This window comes from Vibrio sp. 2092 (genome assembly GCF_033339635.1).
Classification (GTDB): domain Bacteria; phylum Pseudomonadota; class Gammaproteobacteria; order Enterobacterales; family Vibrionaceae; genus Vibrio; species Vibrio alginolyticus.
The window spans coordinates 1-26,750 of the sequence record NZ_JAWOUY010000023.1; the positions used below are offsets into that span (position 1 = coordinate 1).

The window sequence follows — 26,750 nt, forward strand, 5'->3', positions numbered from 1 at the left end:
TCAGCGAGGTGGCATTATAGAGATTGCGATCACATTGGCAAGCCCTTTTTCTCGTTTTTTTTGATTTTTTTATCGTTTGGGTGTTTTTTATTCTAAAAGGCGAGTTTTCACTACTATTCTACCTCCATACACCCTGTAATCGCCCTGAATAAGGAAAAAAGATGAGCTCAATGAGAAGCTACAAAGGTATAAAGCCTGAACTTGGTGAACGTGTTTACGTTGACCCAACCTCTGTTTTAGTCGGTGATATCCGAATTGGCGATGATTCTAGCATTTGGCCATTGGTAGCAGCGCGAGGCGATGTAAACCACATTCACATTGGTGATCGAACGAATATTCAAGATGGCAGTGTTTTGCATGTCACCCATAAGAACGCCGAAAACCCAAACGGCTACCCATTGATTATTGGTAATGACGTTACGATTGGCCACAAAGTGATGCTGCACGGTTGTGAGATCCACGATCGTGTTTTGGTTGGTATGGGAGCTATTGTTTTAGATGCTGTTGTAATTGAGTCAGAGGTGATGATCGGAGCAGGCAGTTTAGTGCCACCTGGGAAAGTATTAGAAAGTGGCTACTTATATGTTGGAAGCCCAGTAAAACAAGCTCGCCCTCTATCAGAAAAAGAACGAGCTTTCTTGCAAAAGTCTGCCAACAACTATGTGCAGAACAAAGACGACTACATTAACGAAGTAGAAGACATCAAAGAGTAGCCAGGAATCGTCAGCTAATCGATAATGATATGGCCTTCTTCGTTGAAGGCTTCATCTTCTATTAGCTCTTCAGCCATTTCTTCTAGGTCGAATCGGTAATCAGTAAACACTTTAATTGCCGCTTGCTCAGTTTCAATCAGTGAACCACTGAGCTTTTCTAACTTTTGTTTCGTCACAAAGCACTCTATTAGTGCGCCTGATTGTTGCGCCGAAAAGTTTACCGATTGTGATACTTCATCCCATGATTGAATATCTGGGAATAAGATGGATTGATTCATCGCTTATTGACCTTCAAGGTTCTTTCTTAGTTCTCTGAGAATTTGTTTGGCACCAGGACGTAAGCCACGCCAGAGCATAAAGCTTTCCGCAGCCTGCCCAACTAACATTCCAAGACCGTCATACGCATGAGCGGCACCATTCTCTTTTGCCCATAAGTTAAAGCTCGTCACCCCTTTGCCATAAATCATGTCATAGCTTGTACTGTTAGCGGCAAAGATGGAGGATGAAATAGTCGGCAGTTCACCACTAAGAGAAGCGGATGTGGAGTTAATGATGACATCATACTCTTCATCAATACTTGCTATCTCTTTGGCGAGGATAGGACCGTGAGAGACAAACAGCTCTGCAAGCTCCTGTGCTTTACTAAAGGTACGGTTGGTAATGGTTAAAGAGGTCGGCTTTTGATCAAGTAGTGGCTTAATAACACCACGAGCTGCACCACCAGCGCCAATAATTAGGATTCGCGCGCCTTCCAATACAACCTGATGCTGAAGCAGATCTTGCACTAAACCTGCACCATCAGTGTTGTCACCGATGATTTCACCATCGTCTAACTTCTTGAGGGTATTTACCGCGCCTGCTAACTGAGCCCGTTCTGTCAATCGACTAGCAAATTGATAAGCATCTTCTTTAAATGGCATAGTGATGTTGCACCCCTTGCCACCTTCAGCAAAAAACACCTTCGCCGCGTCAATAAAACCATCAACAGGTGCACTTTCTGCGGTGTACACCAAAGATTGATTAGTTTGACGAGCAAACAAGGTGTGAATGAATGGCGACTTACTGTGTCCGATAGGATTACCAAACACGGCATAGCGATCGATTTGCTGGGTCATTTCCTTACCTTTGTTCCTTACTTAGATATAGAGAAAACAGGGCCACCTGATTACAGATGACCCTATCACTATCTATCTATATAGAAAAGGAGATTCCGTGCTTACCACTCTCGTGGCGTTAGGTATCGCTCGTAAAGTTCAGCTTCTGGCGATCCCGCTTCTGGCTCGTAGCAGTACTCCCAGCGAGCGAGCGGCGGCATTGACATCAGAATCGACTCAGTACGCCCACCACTTTGTAAACCAAATAAGGTGCCACGGTCATACACTAAGTTGAACTCTACGTAACGGCCGCGACGATATAGTTGGAATTCACGCTCACGCTCACCATACTCGATCTCTTTACGACGAGAAACGATCGGCAAATAAGCCTGGCAATAGCCTTCACCGACTGCTTTGATGTAAGCAAAACACTTATCAAATTCCCACTGGTTTAGATCATCAAAGAACAAACCGCCAACACCGCGAGTTTCATTACGATGTGGTAGGAAGAAGTATTTGTCACACCATGCTTTATGCTCTTGGTAAACATCGTCACCAAATGGCGCACAAAGCAGTTTTGCAGTGTCGTGCCATGATTGGCAATCTTCTTCAAATGGATAGAACGGCGTTAGGTCAAAACCACCACCAAACCACCAAATTGGGTCTTCGCCATCTTTTTCTGCAATAAAGAATCGGACATTGGCGTGTGAAGTCGGTACGTAAGGGTTTTTAGGGTGAATAACCAAAGAAACACCCATCGCTTCAAAACGACGACCCGCTAGCTCTGGGCGATGCGCTGTCGCAGATGCTGGCATTTCTTTCCCTTCCACATGCGAGAAGTTCACGCCTCCCTGCTCGAAAACAAGGCCATCACGCAAAACACGTGAGCGACCACCGCCCCCCAGACGCTCTCCTTTTTCACGTTGCCATGCATCTTCGACAAAGACGGCCTTTCCATCTTCTTGTTCTAACTGCTGACAAATGGAGTCCTGAAGTGACATCAAGAACTGCTTTACGGCGTGCTTATCGATCGCTGACATACGTTATTACCTATTACGTGAAACCTAATGATGGCTGGCTAGCAGGGTTAACCCTGTCTTAATATTTGTGAAGTTTTGGCGTCACGAATCTCGCTGGGTTTATCACGACCGCTGGTCTCGCCACGAAGAATGGCGACCAGCTTATCACCCAACTGCTCTTCGACTTCTTCCGTGGTCATACACGGTGGTAAGCCGGAAAGATTCGCGCTGGTAGAGGTTAACGGCTTTCCGAATGCATTACACATTTTTTGCACCAAAGGATGATCAGTCACACGAACCGCAATTGAATCAAACTGCCCTGAAACCCAGTTGGATACTTTATCGCTCGCTGGCATGATCCAAGTGTATGGGCCTGGCCAAGTGGCATGAACAGTCTGTAATTGTTCTTCAGTCAACTGAGATTCATCAATATAAGGCAAGAGCTGATCATAACTTGCCGCGATTAGAATCAGCCCTTTTTCTACCGGACGCTGCTTGAGCTCTAATAGCTTTTGAATTGCTTCTGGGTTATCTGGATCACATCCGACACCAAAAACCCCTTCTGTTGGATAGGCAATCACTTCGCCTTGCTTGAGTGCATTGAGCACTTGTTCAAAGTTATCCACCGGATTACTTCCTATTTGTTTGACTGTGTTGTTTTCACTAAGTGTACAAATATTCATTCTCAGACACTAAAGCAATTTTTTTATAAAATGTATCAATAGCGCCAACAACAAGACGCAAACGTTTGCTTGAGATAAAAATCCCCGTATAATGCGCACAAATTTATAGCTCACCTAATTTTTGTAGCTTAAAGGAGTTTGAGATGAAAGTCGGTATCATCATGGGTTCTAAATCCGATTGGCCAACCATGAAACTAGCAGCGGACATGCTAGACCAATTTGGCGTGCCTTACGAAACAAAAGTCGTGTCAGCACACCGAACTCCTCAATTACTGGCTGACTACGCTAGTGGCGCAAAAGAACGCGGCATCAAAGTTATCATCGCAGGCGCAGGTGGTGCAGCCCACCTACCAGGTATGGCGGCGGCGTTTACTAGTTTGCCAGTGCTTGGGGTTCCCGTTCAGTCTCGTGCACTGAAAGGTATGGATTCACTGCTTTCTATTGTACAGATGCCAAAGGGAATTGCGGTTGGTACATTGGCGATTGGCGAAGCGGGCGCAGCAAACGCCGGTATCCTAGCAGCGCAAATCCTAGGCACTCATGATGAAAACATCATGGCGAAGGTAGAAGCATTCCGTAATGAGCAAACGGAAACAGTTCTCGCAAATCCAAACCCTGCAGAGGATTAATCAGATGCATGTACTGGTTCTTGGTGCGGGTCAGTTGGCTCGTATGATGTCTCTGGCTGGTGCGCCACTGAATATTCAAATTTCAGCTTACGATGTCAGCAGCGGTGATGTCGTTCACCCTTTAACTCAACAGGTACTTGGCCATGGTTTGGAAAATGCGATTACGCAAGTTGATGTGATTACTGCCGAGTTCGAGCATATTCCACATGACGTGCTCAAGGTTTGCGAAGCGAGCGGCAAGTTCCTACCAAGTACGCAAGCCATCAAAGCAGGTGGTGATCGCCGTATTGAAAAGGCACTGCTTGATGATGCTGGCGTGCGCAACGCGAAATACTACGTCATTGAAACTCGTGAAGACTTTGAGCGCGCAATTGAACACGTTGGTATGCCAATGGTTCTGAAAAGTGCATTAGGTGGTTACGATGGTAAAGGCCAATGGCGCTTAAAAGAAGCTTCTCAAGTCGACGACATTTGGACTGAGATGGCAGAGTGCATCGCGGCAACACCAACTCAAGCGATTGTTGCTGAAGAGTTTGTTCCTTTTAACCGCGAAGTATCACTGGTTGGTGCTCGAAGCAAAGATGGCAGTGTGGAAGTGTACCCTCTGGCAGAGAATGTTCACACCAACGGTGTATTGAGTCTTTCTACTGCGATTGATGCGCCAGGGTTACAGGAACAAGCAAAGCAAATGTTCACGGCAGTCGCAGATAGCCTAGATTACGTTGGCGTATTGGCGCTTGAGTTCTTTGATGTCGATGGGGCACTTTTAGTGAATGAGATTGCTCCACGCGTGCACAACTCTGGTCACTGGACACAGCAAGGTGCAGAAACGTGTCAGTTTGAAAACCATCTGCGCGCAGTGTGCGGCTTACCATTAGGCAGTACGAAATTGGTTCGTGAAACCTCAATGATCAATATTCTTGGTGAAGACACACTACCAGAAGCATTGTTATCAATGGATGGTTGCCACATTCATTGGTATGGCAAGGAGAAACGTGCAGGTCGCAAGATGGGACACATCAACGTGTGTGGCGACTACCCAGGAGAATTGCACCGTAGGTTGTGCGCCCTGGCAGACATCTTAGACCCAATAGCTTTCCCAGCCGTGCAAGCGTTCGCTAAACAGTCTCAACACTAACGTTTGGCAGCAAAAAAACAGAAAAGGGTCGCACGATGCGACCCTTTTCAATTCATTTAACCTTGCTGGGTGTGCTGACACTTACGATTAGCACATTGCAATTTCACACCACTGGCAAGTTTCTTCTCCACCAACAGAGTAAAACCGCACTCTTCGCATCGCCCCTTGACCGGAGCAAGGTTCACAGCAAATTTGCATTTAGGGTAGTTATCACACGCGTAGAATGTTTTGCCAAATCGGGTTTTACGCTCAACCAAATGTCCTTTGCCACATTCAGGGCAAGCGTGTTGCTCTTGTGACTGCGCCTCTGGCTCTGGTTGATTAATCGACTCAATATGATGACAAGCCGGGTAGTTACTACAACCGACGAACATACCGTAGCGCCCTTGGCGGAGAACCAACTCATTGCCACACTCAGGACAAGGCACACCCAACTCTTTCACGATGTGACCATCATTGCTGTGTAGCGGTTTAATGTAATCACAGCTTGGGTAATGGTTACAGCCGAGGAATGGGCCATGTTTTCCGTGCTTGAGAGTCAGCTCACCACCACATTTTGGACACGGCTCGTGCTCCAAAGCGTGTTCATGGGCAGAGAAAAGGGTGTTGTCGATTTTACTACTCATACTTACCGTTTCGTGAAAAACACACAAAAAGACAAGCTCGCGTTTATTCTAGTTAAACTCGAACTTGCCCAGATGGTTAGTGAAGAATCCCTTGTTCCTTGGTGTACAACAGCTCTTCCATTAGCGTGTAAGCGTTTTCGTTGCCAGGCACATTAAACAGCACCATCAGAATGATCCATTTGAGATCTTCAAGCTCAAACTCACTCGTTTCTAATCCCATCACTCGGTCAATCACCATTTCGCGAGTTTCTGTGGTTAACACATTGATTTGCTCGAGAAACAATAGAAAACCTCGGCATTCCAAATCTAAACGCTGCATCTCTTTCGCTGTGTAGATACGAGTTGATGACGAAGCCATGCAAGTCGAGATTGCAGAAGAGGTGTCACTTTGCTGCAATGCGGCAAGCTCTTCTAACCAGACAAGGGCTTTGTAGATATCTTTTTGTTGGAAGCCTGCACGAAGCAACTCTTCTTCCAACTCGTCTTGTTCGACCTGTAACTCTGCATCGCTATGGATGTAGGTTTCGAATAGATACATCAGTATATCCATCATCATAGCTAGCCCCTCCCCTTTCGAATATAGCCACCTGAAACCGCAACGACATGCCCAGAGAGTTCTAACTCTAAGAGCTGCATCATGACTTCTTGGACAGGTATATTGGTCCTGTTTGCAAGAATATCAACCGGTGTAGCTTCACTTCCTACGTTAGCTAACAGCTGAGGAAATGGCAATTCTTCTTCATCATTTAACGTAGAAAATAAATCGGTACTCTGATTAATAGACCAATCAAGCAAGGACTGTATTTCATCTAAGACATCTTTCGTCTTTTCTACGAGGCAAGCGCCATGACGTATCAACTGGTTTCCACCGCAGGCATTGGGGGCATTGATTGACGCTGGCAGCGCAAATACTTCTCGACCTTGCTCAAGCGCGTAACGAGCTGTAATTAACGAGCCGCTCTTTTTCGCCGCCTCGACGACCAGTACACCAAGCGATAATCCACTAATAATACGATTACGACGCGGGAAGTTTTCTGGACGCGGCTTGGCATTAGGCCGAAACTCAGACACCAAGGCCCCATGTTCAATAACACGTTGCGCTAAACCACGATGACGTGCCGGATAAATATTTTCTAAGCCAGATCCTAGCACCGCAATCGTCTTACCACCCGCTTGCAACGCACCATCATGCGCATGACCATCAATGCCTAAAGCGAGACCACTGGTGACAATAAAATCGTGCTGAACAAACTCTGCAGCAAACTGACGTGCATGCTGTAATCCATCAATACTCGCATTTCGACTGCCAACCATCGCGATTTGTGGCTGAGAGAGACAAGTAGGGTTTCCTTGAACAAAAAGTAGAGGTGGCGGTGCAACGATTTGTTTGAGTTGAGGTGGATAACGCGGGTCAGTCAGTGTCAGGATATGATGATTTGTAGAAGCCTCAAGCCAGCTTAAACAAGCATCGACTTCTTTATCTGTTGAAGCCCAAGCTTGAATTTGCTTAGTTGTTAACCCAAGTTGTTGTAGCTGTTCAGGAGAGAAGTTTACGATGTTACGTGGCGCGTCTCTTGCCAGTAGCTTATTCATTTTGACGCCGCCAATGCCTGGTAAACAACTCAGTTTTAACCAGGCAGCGAGATCATCGTTATTTCGTCGATTCATCGATGATTAATTCGTCCGCCAACGGTGACACCACCGAAATATCTTGGTTAATGGGTTTCGTACTGTTAGTGATCAGTGCCAAGCTAAAGTACTCATAAGGACGAATGACCAGCAACTCACCAACTTTGCTTTGAGGCAAAGTGATTTTCTTATCAAGCACGCCAAACTCTTTCTTGAACTCATCGCCGTCTTTGTAAACTGGGTGCGCGTCTTCTTTTAAATCAAACACACTGCCTTGCTTGAGATTATCTGACGTGCCTTTATCAATCACCACGACTTGGTTAGTTGAACTAAAGCGAATACCTTCGATATTACCTAGCAACTTTGCAGAACTGCCTTGTGGCGACGGCAGCGGATAGAACGTAGTCGTGAAGTCAGTATTCTCAACCGATTGATTTGGCAACGCGATATCGTTACGTAGGATTTCTTGCATTTGCGATGTAAGCTTCAAACCTGAATAATCACTCGAAGCTTCAACGAGATCGCCTTTGGCAATCAAACGCAGCGCGGTAATCTCTTCCGACACATCGTCACGCGAAAAGGTAGCTACTGGTCGGTAAATAGCCCAACCTGTCGCGGTCTGATTGCCATTGATATACAGCACATCTTCTGCAGTCAGATACTTACTGCCCTTGCTGCTACCCATCACTTTTGCTGCTCTGTTCAACGAATCTTTATCTAGCAACCGATCCGATTTAAGGTAAGGCATCACCAAACCTTCCGCGACCGTTGGTACGGCTTTCTTTTCTGTGATGCGAGCTTTCGGGCTCAGCTTCTTAACCGGTTTTAGGCTCAACACGGGCTGACCGTTAATCCACACCAAAGACAGCTTGTCTCCGGGATAAATTAAATGAGGGTTATCGATTTCCGGGTTTACTTGCCATAAACGAGGCCACAACCACGGGCTATCTAAGTACATGGCCGAAATATCCCATAGCGTATCGCCCTTCACGACTACATACGTTTGTGGCGCATCATCTTTAACAGTCAGTGGGTTCGCATCCACATTTGCTACAGCGTTGAAAGAGAAAAGTAACGGCAACGTAACACTGGCAACGTTGCGGAAAATTCGATTCATGACCCTCGTCCTTGGTCTATTAAGCAGGAACCAGAATGGAAATTGGTGCAAGGATGCTGTCATTTAGGCTATAAAATGTCTAGAATTGAGCCAACAAGGTTTGTGCTGTTTCGGCACAGTTCAATATTTCGAGTGAATATGTCTGTATTACAAGTATTAACATTCCCGGATGATCGCCTGCGCACAGTCGCAAAGCCTGTTGAAGCGGTGACACCTGAGATTCAAAAAATCGTCGATGACATGATTGAAACCATGTACGACGAAGAAGGTATTGGCCTTGCTGCAACGCAGGTTGATATCCACAAACGTATCGTAGTGATTGATATTTCAGAAACTCGCGATGAGCCGATGGTGCTAATCAACCCTGAGATTCTGGAAAAGCGTGGCGAAGATGGCATCGAAGAAGGCTGTCTGTCGGTACCAGGTGCGCGCGCACTTGTGCCTCGCGCTGCAGAAGTTACCGTTAAAGCACTGGATCGTGATGGCAAAGAGTTCACCTTTGAAGCCGACGACCTGCTAGCGATTTGTGTTCAACACGAGCTTGATCACCTACAAGGTAAGCTATTCGTGGATTACCTATCACCACTGAAACGCAAACGCATTCAGGACAAGCTAGCGAAAATCAAACGCTTTAACGAGAAGCAGCAAAACGCTTAATCTCGAACCATACCAATTAGAAGGAAGTCTACCTTGAGTCAGTCTTTACGAATTGTCTTTGCAGGTACTCCGGATTTCGCCGCCCGTCACTTGGCTGCGTTGTTGTCTTCGGAGCATGAAGTCATCGCGGTTTACACAAACCCAGATCGTCCAGCGGGTCGTGGCAAAAAATTGGCTGCGCCACCGGTAAAACAACTGGCGCTAGAACACAATATCCCGGTTTACCAACCTGAAAGCTTTAAGTCCGACGAAGCGAAACAAGAACTTGCCGATCTGAACGCCGACCTCATGGTTGTCGTGGCGTACGGTATGCTGCTGCCACAAGCGGTTCTTGATACCCCTAAACTGGGTTGTATCAACGTACATGGTTCTATCCTACCTCGTTGGCGTGGTGCGGCTCCAATCCAACGCTCTATTTGGGCGGGCGATGCAGAAACTGGCGTGACCATCATGCAGATGGACATCGGTCTCGACACTGGTGATATGCTGAAGATTGCCACGCTGCCAATCGAAGCGACAGATACCAGCGCTTCAATGTACGAAAAATTGGCTGAGCTTGGTCCAGAAGCCCTGATTGACTGCCTAGTAGACATTGCTGCGGGTAAAGCAGTGCCAGTGAAGCAAGACGATGAGTTAGCGAACTATGCGAAAAAGCTCAGTAAAGAAGAAGCACGCATCAACTGGAACGACGATGCGGCGCACATTGAGCGCTGCGTTCGTGCATTTAACCCATGGCCAATGAGCCACTTTGAGGCGGCAGAAAACAGCATCAAAGTATGGCAAAGCCGTGTGGCAGAGCAAACCAGTGACAAGCCAGCCGGCACCATCGTACAAGCAGATAAAACCGGTATTTATGTTGCGACAGGCAACGGCGTACTGGTGCTAGAGCAACTGCAAGTTCCTGGCAAAAAAGCCATGTCAGTTCAGGATATTCTGAATTCGCGTGCGGCTTGGTTTGAAGTTGGCACTCTGCTGGTTTAAGCCATACTAGGGGTTATTACTCCCAATTATACGAACTTTTAGAGGGCAGAGATGCCCTCCTTTACTTTAAGGTACTCATCATGAATGTTCGCGCTGCGGCTGCTAACGTCCTGTATCTTGTCGTCGACAAGGGCCACTCACTTTCAAGCGCTCTTCCAGCGGCTCAACAAACGGTACGACCTCGTGACCATGCTCTGCTACAAGAGATCTGTTACGGTGCGCTACGTTACCTACCTCGCCTAGAAATGATCGCAAACCAATTGATGGATAAGCCGCTCAAAGGCAAACAACGTGTATTCCATCACCTAATTCTGGTTGGTATTTACCAACTGAGCTTCATGCGCATTCCTGCGCACGCAGCTGTCGGTGAAACGGTTGAAGGCACTAAAGAGCTGAAAGGTCCTCGTCTGCGTGGTTTGATTAACGCTGTATTGCGTAACTACCAGCGCAACCAAGAAGAACTCGACCAAATGGCCGTCAGCAACAACGCTGGCAAGTACGGTCACCCAAGCTGGTTACTAAAACTGCTGCAAGAGGCCTACCCACAGCAATGGGAAAGCATTGTTGAAGCAAACAACCAAAAAGCACCAATGTGGCTCCGTGTAAATCACCAACACCACACTCGAAATGAATACCTTGCGCTGCTCAAAAATGAAAACATTGATAGCACGCCACACTCAGAAGCAATGGACGCCATAAAATTGGCCGCACCATGTGATGTGATGAAGCTGCCTGGTTTTGAGAAAGGTTGGGTTTCGGTACAAGATGCGGCGGCGCAGCTTTCGATCAACTACCTAAAACCACAAGACGGCGAACTGATTTTAGATTGCTGTGCTGCGCCAGGTGGCAAGACGGCGCATATTCTAGAGCGCACGTCGGGCAGTGATGTGGTTGCGATTGACTGCGACGACACACGCCTGAAACGTGTGCATGAAAACCTGAAGCGTCTCAACCTTCAGGCAAAAGTGGTTTGCGGTGATGCGCGTAATCCACAAGAATGGTGGCAAGGCGAGCAATTTGATCGCATTTTGCTGGATGCCCCATGTTCTGCGACTGGCGTGATTCGTCGTCACCCAGACATCAAATGGCTACGTCGTGCAGACGACATCGCCGCATTAGCAGAGCTACAGAGTGAAATTTTTGATGCCATGTGGACGCAACTGAAACCCGGCGGCACAATGGTTTACGCGACTTGTTCAATCACACCGCAAGAAAACGTGGAGCAAGTAAAAGCGTTTTTAGCACGTACCGCGGATGCGCAACTGCTGGATTCTGATCCCGACCAGCCTGGTCGTCAAATTCTACCAGGCGAAGAAGATATGGATGGTTTCTACTACGCAGTGCTAACTAAAACACACGCGTAACAGCATGCTAAATAGGGCGATTGGAGTGATTTCAATCGCCTTTTTCAGATAACGAGAAAAGAGTATGAAGATCATTATTCTTGGTGCAGGTCAGGTTGGCGGCACACTGGCAGAAAACCTAGTGGGTGAAAACAACGACATCACCATCGTCGATAACAATGCCGATCGACTGCGTGAATTGCAGGACAAATACGACCTGCGTGTGGTCAATGGCCATGCGAGCCACCCCGACGTGCTGCACGAAGCTGGTGCGCAAGACGCCGATATGCTCGTCGCAGTAACCAACACTGATGAAACCAACATGGCCGCCTGTCAGGTCGCGTTCACTCTATTCAACACCCCAAACCGCGTTGCACGTATTCGCTCTCCAGAATACTTGGCAGAAAAAGAAGCCCTGTTTAAATCTGGCGCCATTCCTGTCGATCACCTTATCGCCCCAGAAGAACTCGTTACGAGCTACATCGAACGTCTGATCCAATACCCGGGCGCGCTGCAAGTGGTGAGCTTTGCTGAACAGAAAGTCAGCCTAGTGGCGGTGAAAGCCTACTATGGTGGCCCGCTGGTGGGTAATGCGTTGTCTGCTTTGCGTGAGCACATGCCGCACATTGATACCCGTGTGGCAGCTATTTTCCGCCAGGGTCGCCCGATTCGCCCACAAGGCACCACGATTATTGAAGCCGACGATGAAGTGTTCTTCGTTGCAGCAAGTAATCATATTCGCTCAGTGATGAGTGAGCTTCAGCGCCTAGAAAAACCGTACCGCCGCATCATGATTGTTGGCGGGGGTAACATCGGCGCAAGCTTGGCAAAACGCCTAGAGCAAACTTACAGCGTGAAGCTGATTGAGCGTAACTACCAGCGTGCAGAAAAGCTCTCTGAGCAACTAGAAAACACCATCGTGTTCTGCGGTGATGCGGCAGACCAAGAGCTTCTCTCGGAAGAGAACATCGACCAAGTCGACGTCTTCATCGCGCTGACCAACGAAGATGAAACCAACATCATGTCTGCAATGTTGGCAAAACGCATGGGCGCTAAAAAAGTGATGGTGCTGATCCAACGTGGCGCTTATGTAGACCTGGTACAAGGCGGCGTAATTGATGTAGCAATCTCACCTCAGCAAGCCACTATTTCAGCCTTGCTAACGCACGTTCGTCGCGCTGATATCGTAAACGTATCCTCACTTCGCCGCGGCGCTGCGGAAGCGATTGAAGCCGTCGCTCACGGTGATGAAAGTACATCTAAAGTGGTTGGACGTGCGATTGGAGATATAAAGCTTCCACCTGGGACCACCATTGGTGCTATCGTTCGTGGCGAAGAAGTTCTTATTGCCCACGACCGTACGGTCATCGAGCAGGATGATCATGTGGTGATGTTCCTGGTCAACAAAAAATACGTATCAGACGTCGAAGCGCTATTCCAACCGAGTCCATTTTTCCTCTAGGATTTTCCTATGGTCAACTTACGTCCCGTACTGTTTGTTATCGGGCTGGTTTTATCCAAACTGGCCCTGTTTATGTACGTGCCGACTTTGGTCGCTTTCTTTACCGGTACGGGGGGATTCCTCGATTTCGCCCAAGCCGTTGTGATCACGCACCTTGCCGCCTTCATCTGCCTAACGATAGGTCGAACCGCCAAGTTCAAACTCAGCGTACGCGATATGTTCCTCATCACCAGTTTGGTTTGGACCATCGCGAGTGCGTTTGCCGCCTTGCCATTTGTGTTTATCAACCACATCAGCTTCACCGACGCCTACTTCGAAACGATGTCGGGTATCACCACGACGGGCTCAACGGTGCTCAGTGGCCTAGACAACATGGCGCCGAGCATATTGCTGTGGCGCTCTATTTTACAATGGCTTGGTGGCATTGGTTTTATCGTGATGGCGGTAGCAGTGTTACCTATGCTGAATGTCGGTGGTATGAAGCTATTCCAAACCGAATCATCAGATTGGTCGGATAAAAGTAGTCCAAGAGCGAAAACGGTCGCCAAAAACATCGTAGCGGTTTATTTGATGCTAACGGGCCTATGTATTTTGGGCTACTTGATCACCGGCATGAACCTGTTCGAAGCAATCAACCATGCCTTTACTACGCTATCGACGGGTGGATACTCTACATCTGATGGGTCAATGAACCACTTCTCTAATGGCGCACATTGGGTGGCCACTACCTTTATGTTCTTAGGTGGTTTGCCGTTTTTGCTCTTTATCGCCGCGTTACGTAAACGCCGTATTGATGTGTTGGTTAACGACGCTCAAGTTAGAGGATTTGCGTACCTGTTCGTATTCTCAAGCTTAGTGATTTCAGCTTGGTTAGTGATTCGAGATGGGTACACCATTTTGGATGCCCTGCGAGTGTCGATGTTTAATATTGTCTCTGTCGTCACCACAACTGGCTTTGGCTTAGAAGACTTCACCGCATGGGGCGCATTACCCACCACTCTTTTCGCATTCTTAATGATGGCGGGGGCATGCTCAGGCTCAACGTCTGGCGGGATCAAAATCTTCCGCTTCCAAATTGCAATGACGCTGCTAAACAAACAAATGATGAAGTTGATTCACCCTTCAGGAGTGTTTGTACAGCGTTATAACCAGCGACCGGTGAATGATGATATTGTTCGCTCAGTGGTGGCATTTGGCTTGATGTTTTTTATCACTATTATCTTTATCGCGGGTTGTTTAAGTGCACTAGGCCTCGACCCTGTGACCAGTATTTCTGGCTCAATCACCGCCGTTGCCAATGTTGGCCCTGGTATGGGCAGTGTGATTGGCCCAACAGGCAACTTCGCGCCTCTGCCCGATACTGCCAAATGGCTCTTAAGCTTTGGGATGTTAATGGGCCGCTTGGAAATTCTGACTATTCTTGTACTGTTCTTTCCTGCGTTTTGGCGCCGCTAAGCAGACTCTAATTAAAAGGTATAACAATGAAAACATGGATTACTCTGGCGACCCTACTTGCCGCCTCATCCACATACGCCGCCGAGGTCATCACTTTAGCCGATGGTCGAGAAGTGAAGTTGAACGATGACTTTACCTGGGAATACGTCATGAAAAAACCGGCGCAGCAAGCGACGGAGACACAAACAACAGCAGGCGTAGTTGAAACAATCGCAGCTCCTGCGATTGCGACAATTCCAGTGGTAACGAAAACCGTTGGCACGACCGTGGTGGTAAACGCCAAAAAGCCAACCATGCAGCTATCAGATTCAGGTGTGGATGTATTGATTGGTTCAGCAAGCTATCAAAGCGGTGAGCTTATTTTACCTACATCAATCACTAACCAAAGCTCTCAATCTGTCATTCAAGTGGAAGTTGAGGTGCAAGTGTTTGATATGTCTGGTCAGCAACTGGCAAAAGAAAACGTGACGGTTTGGCAATCCATCAAGCGCATGGCGGATACCTACCTGCGACCACAGCAAGCGGAACAAGGTAAGAGCATTAAATTGGCTGTACCGCAATCACAGCAATACCAGTTTTCTGCCAAAGTGCTAGAGGTAAAAACTCGCTAATACGTGTTTAATATTCTTTGTTGAGCCTATCGGCTAGATAGGCTCAACAAAGTAATAAATCGCAAAGAAATGGCACACGCAGCCAGCCAAAACAAAGCCGTGCCAAATCGCATGGTTAAAGGGAATGCGCTTCGCGACGTAGAAAATTACCCCTAGTGAATACACAATTCCACCAGCAGCAAGCAGTGTAAGTCCGCCGACATCCAAGTTAATAGCTAATTGATAAATCACAATCAACGATAACCATCCCATCACCAAATACGTCATCAAAGAAAGCTTTTTAAATCGATAGACGAACGCAACTTTCATGATGATGCCGATCAACGCAATGCTCCAAATAACGATCATCAACCCAAATGCTAGAGGTGTTCTTAAGCTGACTAACAAGAAAGGGGTATAGCTGCCAGCTATCAAAAGATAAATAGCACAGTGGTCGAAGGTTTTTAGCCAACGTTTCGCTTTGGGATAAGGGATCGCATGATAGAGCGTCGAGGCCAAAAATAGCACGATAATACTCGCACCATAAATCGCCATACTGGTAAGCGTTAAAGTGTCAGCTTGATGGTCTACGGCTTTAACTAACAGCAGTATCAAGCCAACAATACCAAAAATCATCCCTATACCGTGGGTGATGGTATTGGCCAGTTCTTCACGTTGACTGTATTGAGGTTTCTGCAGCTCGGACATCAATGCGCCTATACTAGAGTTTGAAATTTGCTCTAGTATGGCACATTAGGCTTACACGTGTAAGCTTAAATTAAGACTCATGAACGGCAGTAGTTTGATCGAGATAATTGAGTACCAGTTCGCCAACTTGATCTGGCTTAGTCGTGGCAGGAATGGTCAGCTCTCGCTTGAGTTTGCCACTACCCAGTAAGCTCGCGAGCATGCCACCTTGCCCCTTGCGTGTGCGGTCAACTTCAAACCACAACTTGAGCTCTTGCTCACTGCGGTGGGCAACAAATTCTAATTCGCGCCACACGCCGTGGTAAGGTCCGTCGGTTGGCACCAGTTCAAACTCTTGCACAAATGGTAGATCGAATCCTTTCACTTCCTCGCATTCCACCTGGCGAATTCGTAAACCTTGCGCTTCAAATGCAGATAGTACCGCATCCATCAGTGGATCAGGTCGGACGGTGAGGATGTCTTTATCAGTCGGATCCAAAGCAGCAGCAACGTCTAAGCCAGTTTCTAACCATACTTTGGCATCACCAATGGTGACAGGCGTGTTCCAAGGCACATCGAGCTTAACATCGAAGGTACGCTCTTCGCCGGAATGGATGGTAAATGCGTAAGGGAGACTCCACTTAGCAAGCACATGAGTTTGAGGTACTCGGCGCATGCTGTGTCCTTCTCGCGCACCACGGTCATCAGGGGCTTCTGCGATGTAGCGGCAACAGAGTTTTAAATCAATGTTGTCGATCGCTTGTTCAGTCGCACCACCATATACATGGATCGACACATCCACACTTTGACCTGGGTATAGCACGTCTTGGTTTAAGATTGAGTCGACCTTCGCGCTCCCAATCCCAAAACTGGCAAGTGTCTTCTTCAAAAATGACATAGGCACCTCCTTCATCGAGATCTCATACTACTACTGCTGATCGTGGGAGCAAACAAAAATTGCCTCGAACATCGCGACAAAATGACAAAATCTAAACAATTCAATTGCTCAACTATCGACCAATTATTACAAGGATGCTAATCTTACACTTGATATGCATGCATATCGGTATTCCTGACTCATTAACTGGATTGGCGAGAGCCAGAAGAGTGATTCTTCAATCTTGTTGGAGCCTAGCTCATAATGATTCAGGCCATTACATCGGCAATGGATATGCCTGACAGTTAGGTAAATTAATGCGCCCAACAACAGTCAGGTTCGCACACACTAATACTAGTGCAATGCGCCGCCGCAGTGGCTTTACTACTGCACCAAAGGCAAAGCAAGTTGCGCCAGCAATGACATTGGTTGAGAAGACAGCAATGATGTCGAGTGTTCCGGCCAAAGTTATCAAAGCAGCTTAATCAAAAGCGCGGCGCCAGCTGCGCTTTTTTCTTTGCACGCGACTCATAAAGCTTCAAAGACTTAGAACAAACTACAGTGAAAGAGATCGTTTTTCCTATTTGGTCTTAGCAAAGCAATTTGGTACCTTTACTGCTAATTACACCTATAAATTCTGTGGAGAAAGAAATGAAGTGTCATCGCATTGAAGAGCTGCTTGAGCTACTAGAGCCTGAATGGCATAAAGATCAAGAGCTGAACCTCTTGCAGTTCATCGTTAAGCTGGCAAAAGAAGCAGGCTATGAAGGAAAGCTAGAAGATCTGACCGACGATGTACTGATCTACCACCTTAAAATGCGTAATAGCAGCAAAGATGAAATGATCCCTGGACTCAAAAAAGACCAAGAGGACGATTTTAAAACGGCGATCCTACGCGCTCGTGGCATCATCAAATAACCAGCTCAACAGCCAGTATTCTTTAAGCGACTCTCTCTGTGAGTCGCTTTTTTATAACCAAAGTTTTTAGTCCCACAATTGGTTATAACTGTTCAGCCAATTATCAGGTTAACTGTACTGATTTTTGTTGTTAAACATTGACTGCGTTAAAGAAACGGAATTGTTATTGATTGTATAATCGCCGTTCATCAGTATTTACTAAAATAATTATGTTCGGTCATCTTTATGACGGAACGAGCAGCAATGTCATCGAGCGACATCAATAGAAATGACGCCGTACATTATAAAAGCCTAAGAAGGATGAGTGCATGAGTCAGGACAAGATCGATATCAAAGATGTGACTCCTAAAACCTATAATCCCAAAACCCATAAAGGAAACGGGGATCGGTTCAACCCAAGTAATCGCATCTATGTACGCGAAAGCAAAGGGACTTACCAGAAACTGCGTCGTTACGGTGGTTGGTTCTTACTGCTTCTCTTCGCTTTGATACCGTGGATTCCTTACGGTGAACGTCAAGCGATCTTGCTTGATATTGGCAACCAGCAGTTCAACTTTTTCGGTACCACCCTGTACCCACAAGATCTTACCCTACTCGCCTTGCTGTTTGTGATCGCGGCGTTTGGGTTGTTCTTTATTACCACCTTCTTGGGTCGGGTTTGGTGTGGCTATCTCTGCCCACAAACCGTCTGGACCTTCATGTATATCTGGTTTGAAGAGAAGCTGGAAGGTAGTGCCAATAAACGCCGCAAACAAGACTCCAATAAGCTGACGGCGAATTTAGCGATGCGTAAAACCGTCAAACATATAGCTTGGTTTGCCATTGCACTCGCCACTGGTTTTACTTTTGTTGGCTACTTCGTACCAATGAAGCAATTGGTTATCGACTTTTTCACCTTTAACGCCAACTTCTGGCCCGTCTTTTGGGTAATGTTCTTTGCCATTTGTACTTATGGTAATGCTGGTTGGATGCGTTCCATCATGTGTATTCACATGTGTCCTTACGCGCGCTTCCAGTCTGCCATGTTTGATAAAGACACCTTCATCGTTGGCTACGATGCAAAACGTGGGGAAAAACGTGGCCCACGTCCGCGTAAAGCCGATCCAAAGCAGCTTGGTTTGGGTGATTGTATTGATTGTGATTTGTGTGTGCAGGTGTGCCCAACAGGTATCGATATTCGTGACGGCTTGCAGTATGAATGTATCAACTGTGGCGCCTGTATTGATGCGTGTGACAACACCATGGATCGCATGGGCTACGAGAAAGGCCTAATTAGTTACACCACCGAGCATCGCTTATCGGGTAAGAGTACCAAAGTCATGCGTCCGAAGCTGCTAGGCTATGGTGCCGTACTACTCGTCATGGTCGGTCTTTTCTTTGCCCAAATTGCAGCGGTAGACCCAGCCGGCATGAGTGTTATTCGCGACCGTAACCAACTGTTCCGCGTTAATAGCTCGGGAGAAGTAGAAAACACCTACACCCTCAAGGTGATCAACAAAACTCAGCAAGTGCAAGAGTACTCGTTGGATGTTGAAGGGCTATCCGATGTAAGCTGGTATGGTAAGCAGACAATTCAGGTCCAGCCAGGTGAGGTATTGAACCTGCCAATGAGTCTTGGTGCCGATCCTGACAAGCTAAACTCTGCGATTACGACAATTCAGTTTATACTCACCGATAAGAGCAACGAATTCACCATTGAAGTGGAAAGCCGATTTATCAAGAAGCTATAACTTCGATGACTAATGGAAAAAGGCTCAGTAATGAGCCTTTTTGTTTATATGTCCCAAAGTATGTTTAACTTTGACGCCCTTACCCCAGACTTTATGTGGTACGCGTTAGAAAGCATCGGCGTTCGCGCAGAATCAGGCTTTCTTCCCCTCAATAGCTACGAAAACCGTGTTTATCAATTTACTGACGAAGAGCGTCGTCGTTATGTCGTCAAGTTTTACCGTCCTGAACGTTGGAGCAATGAACAGATCCAAGAGGAGCACGACTTTACTTTAGAGCTGATTGGCAATGAGATCCCCGTCGCACCACCTGTGCGCATCAACGGTGAAACCCTGCATCACTATCAAGGCTATGCTTTTGCGCTGTTTGATAGCATGGGTGGTCGCCAATACGAGGTTGACAATTTAGATCAGCTCGAAGGTGTAGGGCGTTTCCTTGGCCGAATCCATAAAGTCGGCAGCCGCCAAGCCTTCCAACATCGCCCTACGATCGGCTTACAAGAATACCTGTATCAACCAAGAGAGATTCTGCAAAACGCCAATATGATTCCAATGCACTTGGAGAACAGCTTCTTCAATGACTTGGATATGCTGATCAAATCAATTGAAAGCCACTGGCAAGAAGGCTTCAATATGATTCGTTTGCATGGCGATTGCCACCCAGGCAATATTTTGTGGCGAGATGGCCCTATGTTTGTTGATTTGGATGACGCTCGTAACGGCCCTGCAGTACAAGACTTATGGATGCTACTGAACGGTGAACGCCAAGACAAACTGATGCAGTTGGATATTGTTTTAGAGGCTTACCAAGAGTTTTGCGATTTTAATCCTGCAGAATTGAAACTAATCGAGCCACTTCGCGGTCTACGAATGGTGCACTATATGGCATGGCTAGCAAAACGTTGGCATGACCCTGCATTTCCTCTCGCTTTTCCATGGTTTAATGAGCCAAAATACTGGGAAGGTCAGGTCCTTGCATTTAAAGAGCAGATCGCCGCTTTAGAAGAAGCACCGCTGTCTTTAATGCCTCAATGGTAAGTCAGGCCAAAAATTCAAAAATGGAGATATTTCGATGAAAAAACTGTTCGCACTGTTTTCTATGCTGATGTTAAGCCTGTCGGCACATGCAGCGCAATTCAAAGAAGGTGAACATTACAAAGTATTGGATCTTGAGGCATCAAAAAAACCTCTTGTGACGGAGTTTTTCTCTTTCTACTGCCCGCACTGTAATAGCTTTGAACCGGTTATCCAGCAACTGAAAAAGCAGTTGCCAGAAGGTACTAAGCTATTAAAAAACCACGTTTCTTTCATGGGTGGCAACATGGGCCCATCAATGAGCAAAGCCTACGCAACGATGGTTGCATTAAAAGTGGAAGACAAAATGGTGCCAGTGATGTTTAACCGCATCCACAATCTAAAGAAGGCGCCACGTAATGATGAAGAACTTCGTCAAATCTTCCTTGATGAAGGTGTAGACGCGAAAAAATTCGATTCTGCATTCAAAGGCTTCGCGGTTGATTCAATGGTTCGCCGTATGGACAAGCAATTTGAAAACAGCGGTCTAACCGGCGTTCCTGCGGTTATCGTTAACAACAAATACCTAGTTCAAGCACAAAGCATCAAAACGATGGATGAGTACTTCTCTCTGGTGAACTACTTGCTGACACTAAAATAAGCACATCGATATCAATCAAAAGGGGAACACGTCGCTCCCCTTTTGTTTATTTGTAAATCTCTTGTAGCAACCGATCTTTTTCTTGCCACACATCCCCCAACCATTGCTGAAATTGTCGCTTATAGGGCTTATCGTTGAAGTAATCACCAAGCACTCTTTCATCAACGGGTAACACATTTACACGCACAACCACCTTGCTCATGCGGCCCATCAATAAATCCTTGAACGGTTTATGCGTATTTTCTGGGTACGCCAACGTAACGTCGATAATGCTCTCGAACTGCTCCCCCATCGCCGCTAACGTGTACGCAATCCCGCCCGACTTTGGTTGCAGCAAATATTGATAGTTTGCTTTACTCTTACGCTGCTTTTCTTCGGTAAATCGGGTTCCTTCGACATAGTTAACCACTGTGGTTGGAGTGTGTTTGAATTTAGCGCACGAGCGACGTGTCGTCTCTAAATCTTGACCTCGCTTATGAGGATTGCGGATCAGATACTCTCGCGAATAGCGACGCATAAATGGCATATCGAGCGCCCAACACGCCATCCCGATGAAAGGCACATACAGCAGTTGTTGCTTGAGGAAAAACTTCGGCATGGGAATACGGTCTTTAAACACGCAGCAAAGCACAACAATATCTGTCCAACTGAGATGATTACTGATCAGCAGATACCACCCGTCTTTTTTAAGCGCTTCACCGCCCTGAACATCCCACTCAACACGGTTAGATACCGCCAGAATGCACGCATTAACGGTAGCCCATAACCACATCACCTTATTGGCACAAGCGGTCGCTATCGCTTTTAGCTTTACGCCAGGAAGCAATATTTTAAATACAGCGATAACACAAATTGCGAGTGAACAAACCGCAGAATTGAGAATCACAAAAGAAGCGTTAAAAAAAAATAACAAATATGCCAACATGATAGTCAAACAACAGTGATAATGTGTGAAGAATAAAACAGCGTGTAATTATACTGCGCCTTTGCCACATTGGAACATGCGTGGGAATGGTCAGATTTGTTACCGCAACCAATATGTGCACCACTCATTCGACAACAAGGAGATAACGAATGAAACCAAGGCTACTTCTCTTGCCTTTGGCCTTTGTCGTCAGTTCTGCTCAGGCTCAACTCGCTGAAACCGCAGGTTTTGGCGGTGAAATTTCGCTGAATGCCGGATTCATATCATCAGAATCCAATTTCAATACAGAAAATAGTAACACCATCGATTCTCTCGATAAGCGTGCCGATAGTGACAGTTCCGTTATCGCTGCACCGCTAGGGAGTGTGACATACACCTTTGGTAGCCGACTCAACCACCAAGTTTACGCCGGTACCACACGCTCAGATGTCGCGGTAGGTACACTCGCTTTTCAGTTGGGCTATCAACACGAGCTACAATCTGGCACCGTGCTCGATGTTTCCTATCTGCCGACGGTACTCAAAGGCGAAACTTGGCGCAACCCTTATCAAGTAGGAACCGCACGTAAAGAGACGGATGTTGACGGCAATGCGTATCGCTTTCAGATCAAAGGGTTGATTGATAAGAACTTCAACCTTGATCTTGCTTATGCTGATAAAGACATCGAGCAGGAGGAAGTGACAGACCGCTCACTTGCTCGCGATGCTAACCTTTACTATGTCAAAGGCGACTATCGCATTCCACTCAACCAAACATCTATGTTGCAACCCGCTTTCACCTACATCAATCAAGATGCCGACGGTAAGGCGGAGTCATTTGATTCGTACGGATTTGACATTAGCTGGTTTAAATTTATCAACCGTCATCGATTGGCCCTCACCGCGGGTTATGCATGGAAAGACTATCAAGCAGCTAGCCAAACTTTTGCTAAAACACGAAATGACGACACCATCAGCCTATTTGCGGCCTACGAATATCAAAACGTATTTGACTGGCAAGACTGGTCGTTCATTTCTTTAGCCGGCTATAGCCAAACTGACTCGAATATCACGTTTTATGAGGAGAAAGAGTACCTATTGTCGCTTGGTCTCAACTACACCTTCTAACGTCCTTCATCGCAACAAGGTGCTTACAACACTTGTTGCGATGACACTTTGCTGTCTATACCGCTTGCGCCGTAAGCTGTTTCAGCAAACGGTCCATCGCTCGATACCCAAGCGCCTCGGCCAAGTGCGTTCGTTCAATTTGCTCCGCCCCATCCAGATCGGCGATTGTTCGCGCCACTTTGATAATACGATGATATGCACGAATCGAGAGCCCTAAACGATGCAAAGCGGTTTCAAGAAACTCAGCATCACTCTTATGCAAGGGACAAAACGCCTCAATTTCTCGACTACCTAGCAGTGCATTGACCTTACCACTGCGGTTTAGCATATTGTTACGCGCATGGCTCACACGCGCTTTTACGATAGCAGTCGGCTCACCGCGATCACCACCTTCTGCTAATGTCCCTTTGGGCAAAGCTGGGATTTCTAAAGACATATCAAAGCGATCTAACAGTGGTCCAGATAATCGACCAAGGTAGCGCAAAATAGCTTGTGGATTGGTGCGCGCTTGATTGCCTTCGTAATATCCTGTCGGGCTTGGGTTCAAGGCTCCGACTAATTGGAAACGAGCCGGAAAGCGTGTTTTACCTTGCGCTCGAGAGATAATGATCTCTCCAGATTCGAGCGGTTCGCGTAACGAGTCCAGAACTTTACGATCAAATTCGGGCATTTCATCGAGAAACAATAACCCGTTGTGGGCTAAAGAGATCTCCCCTGGTCTGGGTACCGAACCACCGCCGACTAATGCCGCCATTGAACTTGAATGATGCGGAGAACGAAACGGACGCGACTTCCAGTTATGCTCATTAATTTCACTCTGAGTCAACGATGCCACCGAAGCGGTTTCCATTGCTTCTTCGTCACTCATTTCCGGTAATAAGTCACACAAACGCGAAGCCAACATCGTTTTTCCAGTACCTGGCGGGCCAAGGAAAAGTAAGTTGTGGTTTCCAGCGGCAGCAATCTCCAGTGCTCGCTTACCTTGTTGTTGGCCAATAATATCTTGTAAGTCTCGACCATGTTTTTCGATCGTTTTTCGCTTAGGCGTTTGAAAAAGATTCAGTCGATGTTGACCACAAAGCTCGGCACATACTTCCAGTAATGATTGGGCCGATTTATGTTGTTCCTTCCCCACCAGCGCCGCCTGATCGCCATTCACATGTGGGACGACCAAATGACGTTGAATCTTACTGGCTTCCAGCGCAGCAGGCAGCACACCTTTTACAGGTCTCAGACCACCAGATAACGCTAACTCACCAACAAATTCGTAGTTTTTGAGCTTATCTGTCGCGATTTGCTCCGAAGCGGCCAAAATCCCCAATGCTATAGGAAGATCAAAACGCCCTCCCTCCTTGGGTAGATCTGCCGGAGCCAAGTTCACGGTGATCCGCTTAGCAGGAAATTGAAAGTTAGAATTAATGATCGCACTGCGTACGCGATCTTTGGACTCTTTTACCGTTGTCTCTGGCAAGCCTACTAAGGTAAACCCTGGCATGCCGTTGCTGATATGAACTTCTACACTAACCGATGGCGCTTGCACCCCGACGCTTGCTCGACTATGAATGATTGCCAGCCCCATACGTTCCTCAATTTTTTTGAACACTCTGTAAACAAATGTTTTATCTAGTTGGTTATGTTATATACCGCGTCCCAATTGAGAGTTAATGTGAAAAAAGAATGACTTTTTTCTTGTCATGCAGCGGAATTGTGTGATACCACTAATGACGCAAACAATTTCGTAGAACATTACACAACATTTTTTAACGAAAAAAGAACGACAGACAGATGAACCTTTTCGCTCATATCAACGCACTGCTAGCCCTGATTATCGTGGTCATTATTGGCACCGCGCGGGGTATTGTGGGCGAAAGGTAACCACAAATTACAAAAAACCCCCGCACTGAAAAGTCCGGGGGTTTTTTTACAACTACAAGTTGTCATCTGTCTAACCCTCGGACAGTTTAACGGGAAGAATGGGAGTGCACATGAAGTGCAATAAATATGGCAATCGCTACGAGCCACAACGTAGCAAAGGAGGTTTACGATGACTGGTGCACAACTTGTCGTAGCCGCTTTAAGACAGCAAGGCATCGAAACCGTTTTTGGCTACCCCGGCGGGGCCATCATGCCAATCTATGATGCTTTGTATGACGGTGGGGTGGAACACATCCTATGCCGTCACGAGCAAGGGGCCGCTATGGCAGCTATCGGGATGGCTCGCTCCACTCAAGACGTTGCTGTGTGCATGGCAACTTCTGGCCCAGGAGCCACTAACCTTGTTACCGGCCTTGCCGACGCTTTCCTTGACTCCGTACCTCTAGTTGCCATCACAGGCCAGGTTGCTAGCTCTCATATCGGTACCGATGCATTCCAAGAAATGGATGTGATCGGAATGTCCCTAGCCTGTACTAAGCACAGCTATCTCGTGACCGAAATTGAAGATCTAGCTCCGACACTTGCCGAAGCCTTTGAGGTCGCAAAAACCGGTCGTCCGGGTCCTGTCATTGTCGATATCGCCAAAGACGTTCAACTCGCTCAAGCACCTACAGACCTTCTTCCTCCATACATAGCACCAGCAATCGAAGATGTCAGCGCTGAAGATATCAAACGTGCGCAAGATGTGCTGGCAGCATCTACTCGCCCAGTGTTGTATGTTGGTGGTGGCGTGCAACTTGCGAAAGCAACCGATGCAGTACGCGAATTTCTTCGCTTAAACCCAATGCCTGCAGTTAGCACATTAAAAGGCCTCGGTACCATTGAACGCCATGATCCTCACTATCTTGGTATGTTGGGTATGCATGGCACCAAAGCCGCCAACCTAGTGGTTCAAGAAGCTGATCTATTGATTGTGGTTGGCGCGCGTTTTGATGACCGTGTGACGGGTAAGCTCGATACGTTTGCACCAAATGCGAAAGTGATTCACATCGACATTGATGCTGCGGAGATTCATAAACTGCGCCACGCCAACGCACCATTACGTGGCGACATCAACACCATTCTTCCTCAGCTAGAGCTGACTCAAGATATCTCACCGTGGGTTCATCACAGTGAAAGTCTGCGCAGCGGCTTTAAGTGGCGTTACGACCACCCAGGCGAGTTAATCTACGCACCGCTATTGCTTAAACAACTGTCTGACATGATGCCAGATAGCTCAATTGTCTCGACCGACGTCGGTCAGCACCAGATGTGGGCAGCGCAACATATCCAGCCACGCGAACCACAAAATTTCATCACTTCTGCTGGCCTTGGCACCATGGGCTTTGGCTTGCCAGCGGCGATGGGTGCTGCAGTCGCACGTCCTGATGATCAGTCTATCCTTATTACAGGTGACGGTTCATTTATGATGAACGTTCAGGAATTGGGCACGCTGAAGCGTCGTCAGATTCCAGTGAAGATTGTCCTTCTTAATAACCAACGTCTTGGCATGGTTCGCCAATGGCAGTCATTGTTCTTTGACGGTCGCCACAGTGAAACCATTCTTGATGACAACCCAGATTTCGTGATGTTAGCAAAAGCATTCGATATCCCGGGCAAAACCATCACCAAGAAAGAAGAAGTCGAACCTGCTCTCAAAGAGATGCTAGCGAGTGAAACTTCTTACATGCTTCACGTTTTGATTGATGAAGAAGAAAACGTGTGGCCATTGGTGCCACCTGGCGCATCAAACAGTGATATGTTGGAAAATACATAGGAGACAAT

Annotated in this window: 28 protein-coding genes; 16 read left to right on the forward strand and 12 right to left on the reverse strand. The window is 47.0% G+C overall.

The genetic code is table 11. The annotated features are described in order from the left end of the window. Window positions 1-161: 161 nt before the first annotated feature. Window positions 162-713 (forward strand): gamma carbonic anhydrase family protein, encoded by a 552-nt coding sequence (locus R7P80_RS25720; protein WP_225492055.1) that lies wholly within the window; start codon window positions 162-164, stop codon window positions 711-713. A gap of 14 nt (window positions 714-727) precedes the next feature. Here the strand turns inward: R7P80_RS25720 and R7P80_RS25725 are convergent, their stop codons facing one another. From R7P80_RS25725 to R7P80_RS25740, 4 genes are all read right to left on the reverse strand, one after another. Then, entirely contained in the window at window positions 728-991 is a 264-nt protein-coding gene (locus tag R7P80_RS25725; protein WP_225492056.1) for a DUF1488 domain-containing protein, read from the reverse strand. 3 nt (window positions 992-994) lie between these two features. Further along, window positions 995-1,828 (reverse strand): shikimate dehydrogenase, encoded by an 834-nt coding sequence (gene aroE, locus R7P80_RS25730; protein WP_005379088.1) that lies wholly within the window; start codon window positions 1,826-1,828, stop codon window positions 995-997. Between the two features lie 101 nt (window positions 1,829-1,929). Beyond that, window positions 1,930-2,847, reverse strand: coding sequence for an oxygen-dependent coproporphyrinogen oxidase (gene hemF, locus R7P80_RS25735; RefSeq protein WP_065274969.1), 918 nt, complete (start codon window positions 2,845-2,847; stop codon window positions 1,930-1,932). A 47-nt stretch (window positions 2,848-2,894) separates the two neighbouring features. Then, window positions 2,895-3,452 carry an L-threonylcarbamoyladenylate synthase gene (locus R7P80_RS25740; RefSeq protein ID WP_005379084.1) on the reverse strand — a complete coding sequence of 186 codons (558 nt, stop codon included), beginning with the start codon at window positions 3,450-3,452 and terminating at the stop codon, window positions 2,895-2,897. A gap of 200 nt (window positions 3,453-3,652) precedes the next feature. Between R7P80_RS25740 and purE the strand changes: the two genes are divergently transcribed. Both purE and R7P80_RS25750 read left to right on the forward strand, forming a co-directional pair. Beyond that, complete coding sequence (purE, locus tag R7P80_RS25745; protein ID WP_005379082.1) at window positions 3,653-4,138, forward strand: 5-(carboxyamino)imidazole ribonucleotide mutase; 486 nt, start codon at window positions 3,653-3,655, stop codon at window positions 4,136-4,138. 4 nt (window positions 4,139-4,142) lie between these two features. Next, entirely contained in the window at window positions 4,143-5,276 is a 1,134-nt protein-coding gene (locus tag R7P80_RS25750; protein ID WP_213870512.1) for a 5-(carboxyamino)imidazole ribonucleotide synthase, read from the forward strand. Window positions 5,277-5,332: 56 nt separating this feature from the next. Here the strand turns inward: R7P80_RS25750 and R7P80_RS25755 are convergent, their stop codons facing one another. The 4 genes from R7P80_RS25755 to R7P80_RS25770 form a co-directional block, all read right to left on the reverse strand. Beyond that, a complete protein-coding gene (locus tag R7P80_RS25755) occupies window positions 5,333-5,902 on the reverse strand; it encodes a type I DNA topoisomerase (protein WP_053350677.1) in 570 nt (189 codons plus the stop codon). Between the two features lie 76 nt (window positions 5,903-5,978). Continuing rightward, on the reverse strand, window positions 5,979-6,458 hold the full coding sequence (locus R7P80_RS25760) for a DUF494 family protein (RefSeq protein ID WP_005379074.1): 480 nt from the start codon (window positions 6,456-6,458) through the stop codon (window positions 5,979-5,981). Window positions 6,459-6,460: 2 nt separating this feature from the next. Beyond that, window positions 6,461-7,570: a DNA-processing protein DprA gene (gene dprA / locus R7P80_RS25765; RefSeq protein ID WP_047102571.1), complete on the reverse strand. Its 1,110-nt coding sequence runs from the start codon at window positions 7,568-7,570 to the stop codon at window positions 6,461-6,463. Next, complete coding sequence (locus R7P80_RS25770; protein WP_047102570.1) at window positions 7,554-8,648, reverse strand: LysM peptidoglycan-binding domain-containing protein; 1,095 nt, start codon at window positions 8,646-8,648, stop codon at window positions 7,554-7,556. Before R7P80_RS25770 ends, dprA begins: the two co-directional genes overlap by 17 nt. Window positions 8,649-8,786: 138 nt before the next feature. Between R7P80_RS25770 and def the strand changes: the two genes are divergently transcribed. The 6 genes from def (at window position 8,787) to R7P80_RS25800 (ending at window position 15,157) form a co-directional block, all read left to right on the forward strand. After that, window positions 8,787-9,305 (forward strand): peptide deformylase, encoded by a 519-nt coding sequence (gene def / locus R7P80_RS25775; RefSeq protein ID WP_005379068.1) that lies wholly within the window; start codon window positions 8,787-8,789, stop codon window positions 9,303-9,305. A 33-nt stretch (window positions 9,306-9,338) separates the two neighbouring features. Continuing rightward, on the forward strand, window positions 9,339-10,286 hold the full coding sequence (fmt, locus tag R7P80_RS25780) for a methionyl-tRNA formyltransferase (RefSeq protein ID WP_005379066.1): 948 nt from the start codon (window positions 9,339-9,341) through the stop codon (window positions 10,284-10,286). A gap of 80 nt (window positions 10,287-10,366) precedes the next feature. Beyond that, the gene (gene rsmB, locus R7P80_RS25785) at window positions 10,367-11,650 is read left to right on the forward strand and encodes a 16S rRNA (cytosine(967)-C(5))-methyltransferase RsmB (RefSeq protein ID WP_225492057.1); all 1,284 of its coding nucleotides are present in this window, start codon (window positions 10,367-10,369) and stop codon (window positions 11,648-11,650) included. Window positions 11,651-11,714: 64 nt separating this feature from the next. Then, window positions 11,715-13,091 carry a Trk system potassium transporter TrkA gene (gene trkA / locus R7P80_RS25790; RefSeq protein WP_005379062.1) on the forward strand — a complete coding sequence of 459 codons (1,377 nt, stop codon included), beginning with the start codon at window positions 11,715-11,717 and terminating at the stop codon, window positions 13,089-13,091. A gap of 9 nt (window positions 13,092-13,100) precedes the next feature. After that, a complete protein-coding gene (locus R7P80_RS25795; protein ID WP_017821575.1) occupies window positions 13,101-14,546 on the forward strand; it encodes a TrkH family potassium uptake protein in 1,446 nt (481 codons plus the stop codon). A 26-nt stretch (window positions 14,547-14,572) separates the two neighbouring features. Further along, window positions 14,573-15,157: a DUF3157 family protein gene (locus R7P80_RS25800; protein WP_213870509.1), complete on the forward strand. Its 585-nt coding sequence runs from the start codon at window positions 14,573-14,575 to the stop codon at window positions 15,155-15,157. A 33-nt stretch (window positions 15,158-15,190) separates the two neighbouring features. On the opposite strand, the gene trhA is transcribed toward R7P80_RS25800, so the two are convergent. Then, complete coding sequence (trhA, locus tag R7P80_RS25805) at window positions 15,191-15,844, reverse strand: PAQR family membrane homeostasis protein TrhA (protein WP_213870507.1); 654 nt, start codon at window positions 15,842-15,844, stop codon at window positions 15,191-15,193. A 70-nt stretch (window positions 15,845-15,914) separates the two neighbouring features. Next, window positions 15,915-16,721, reverse strand: coding sequence for a sporulation protein (locus R7P80_RS25810; protein WP_005379045.1), 807 nt, complete (start codon window positions 16,719-16,721; stop codon window positions 15,915-15,917). Between the two features lie 296 nt (window positions 16,722-17,017). On the opposite strand from R7P80_RS25810, the gene R7P80_RS25815 reads away from it, so the two are divergent. The 5 genes from R7P80_RS25815 to R7P80_RS25835 all read left to right on the forward strand — a co-directional run bounded on the left by R7P80_RS25815 (window position 17,018) and on the right by R7P80_RS25835 (window position 21,020). Beyond that, entirely contained in the window at window positions 17,018-17,185 is a 168-nt protein-coding gene (locus R7P80_RS25815) for a hypothetical protein (RefSeq protein WP_005379043.1), read from the forward strand. A 166-nt stretch (window positions 17,186-17,351) separates the two neighbouring features. Beyond that, entirely contained in the window at window positions 17,352-17,618 is a 267-nt protein-coding gene (locus R7P80_RS25820) for a YihD family protein (protein WP_017821571.1), read from the forward strand. A 308-nt stretch (window positions 17,619-17,926) separates the two neighbouring features. Further along, window positions 17,927-19,348 carry a cytochrome c oxidase accessory protein CcoG gene (ccoG, locus tag R7P80_RS25825; protein ID WP_033906581.1) on the forward strand — a complete coding sequence of 474 codons (1,422 nt, stop codon included), beginning with the start codon at window positions 17,927-17,929 and terminating at the stop codon, window positions 19,346-19,348. A 48-nt stretch (window positions 19,349-19,396) separates the two neighbouring features. Continuing rightward, window positions 19,397-20,383 (forward strand): serine/threonine protein kinase, encoded by a 987-nt coding sequence (locus tag R7P80_RS25830; RefSeq protein ID WP_225492064.1) that lies wholly within the window; start codon window positions 19,397-19,399, stop codon window positions 20,381-20,383. 34 nt (window positions 20,384-20,417) lie between these two features. Then, window positions 20,418-21,020, forward strand: coding sequence for a thiol:disulfide interchange protein DsbA/DsbL (locus R7P80_RS25835; protein ID WP_005379036.1), 603 nt, complete (start codon window positions 20,418-20,420; stop codon window positions 21,018-21,020). Window positions 21,021-21,066: 46 nt separating this feature from the next. Here the strand turns inward: R7P80_RS25835 and R7P80_RS25840 are convergent, their stop codons facing one another. Next, window positions 21,067-21,945 carry an acyltransferase gene (locus R7P80_RS25840; protein WP_005379035.1) on the reverse strand — a complete coding sequence of 293 codons (879 nt, stop codon included), beginning with the start codon at window positions 21,943-21,945 and terminating at the stop codon, window positions 21,067-21,069. 149 nt (window positions 21,946-22,094) lie between these two features. Here R7P80_RS25840 and R7P80_RS25845 point away from each other — a divergent pair, with 149 nt between their 5' ends. Further along, entirely contained in the window at window positions 22,095-23,051 is a 957-nt protein-coding gene (locus tag R7P80_RS25845) for a DUF2860 domain-containing protein (RefSeq protein ID WP_005379034.1), read from the forward strand. A gap of 55 nt (window positions 23,052-23,106) precedes the next feature. On the opposite strand, the gene R7P80_RS25850 is transcribed toward R7P80_RS25845, so the two are convergent. Continuing rightward, window positions 23,107-24,630: a YifB family Mg chelatase-like AAA ATPase gene (locus tag R7P80_RS25850; protein ID WP_005383862.1), complete on the reverse strand. Its 1,524-nt coding sequence runs from the start codon at window positions 24,628-24,630 to the stop codon at window positions 23,107-23,109. Window positions 24,631-25,095: 465 nt separating this feature from the next. Here R7P80_RS25850 and ilvG point away from each other — a divergent pair, with 465 nt between their 5' ends. Next, the gene (ilvG, locus tag R7P80_RS25855) at window positions 25,096-26,742 is read left to right on the forward strand and encodes an acetolactate synthase 2 catalytic subunit (protein WP_005378960.1); all 1,647 of its coding nucleotides are present in this window, start codon (window positions 25,096-25,098) and stop codon (window positions 26,740-26,742) included. Window positions 26,743-26,750 lie beyond the last annotated feature (8 nt).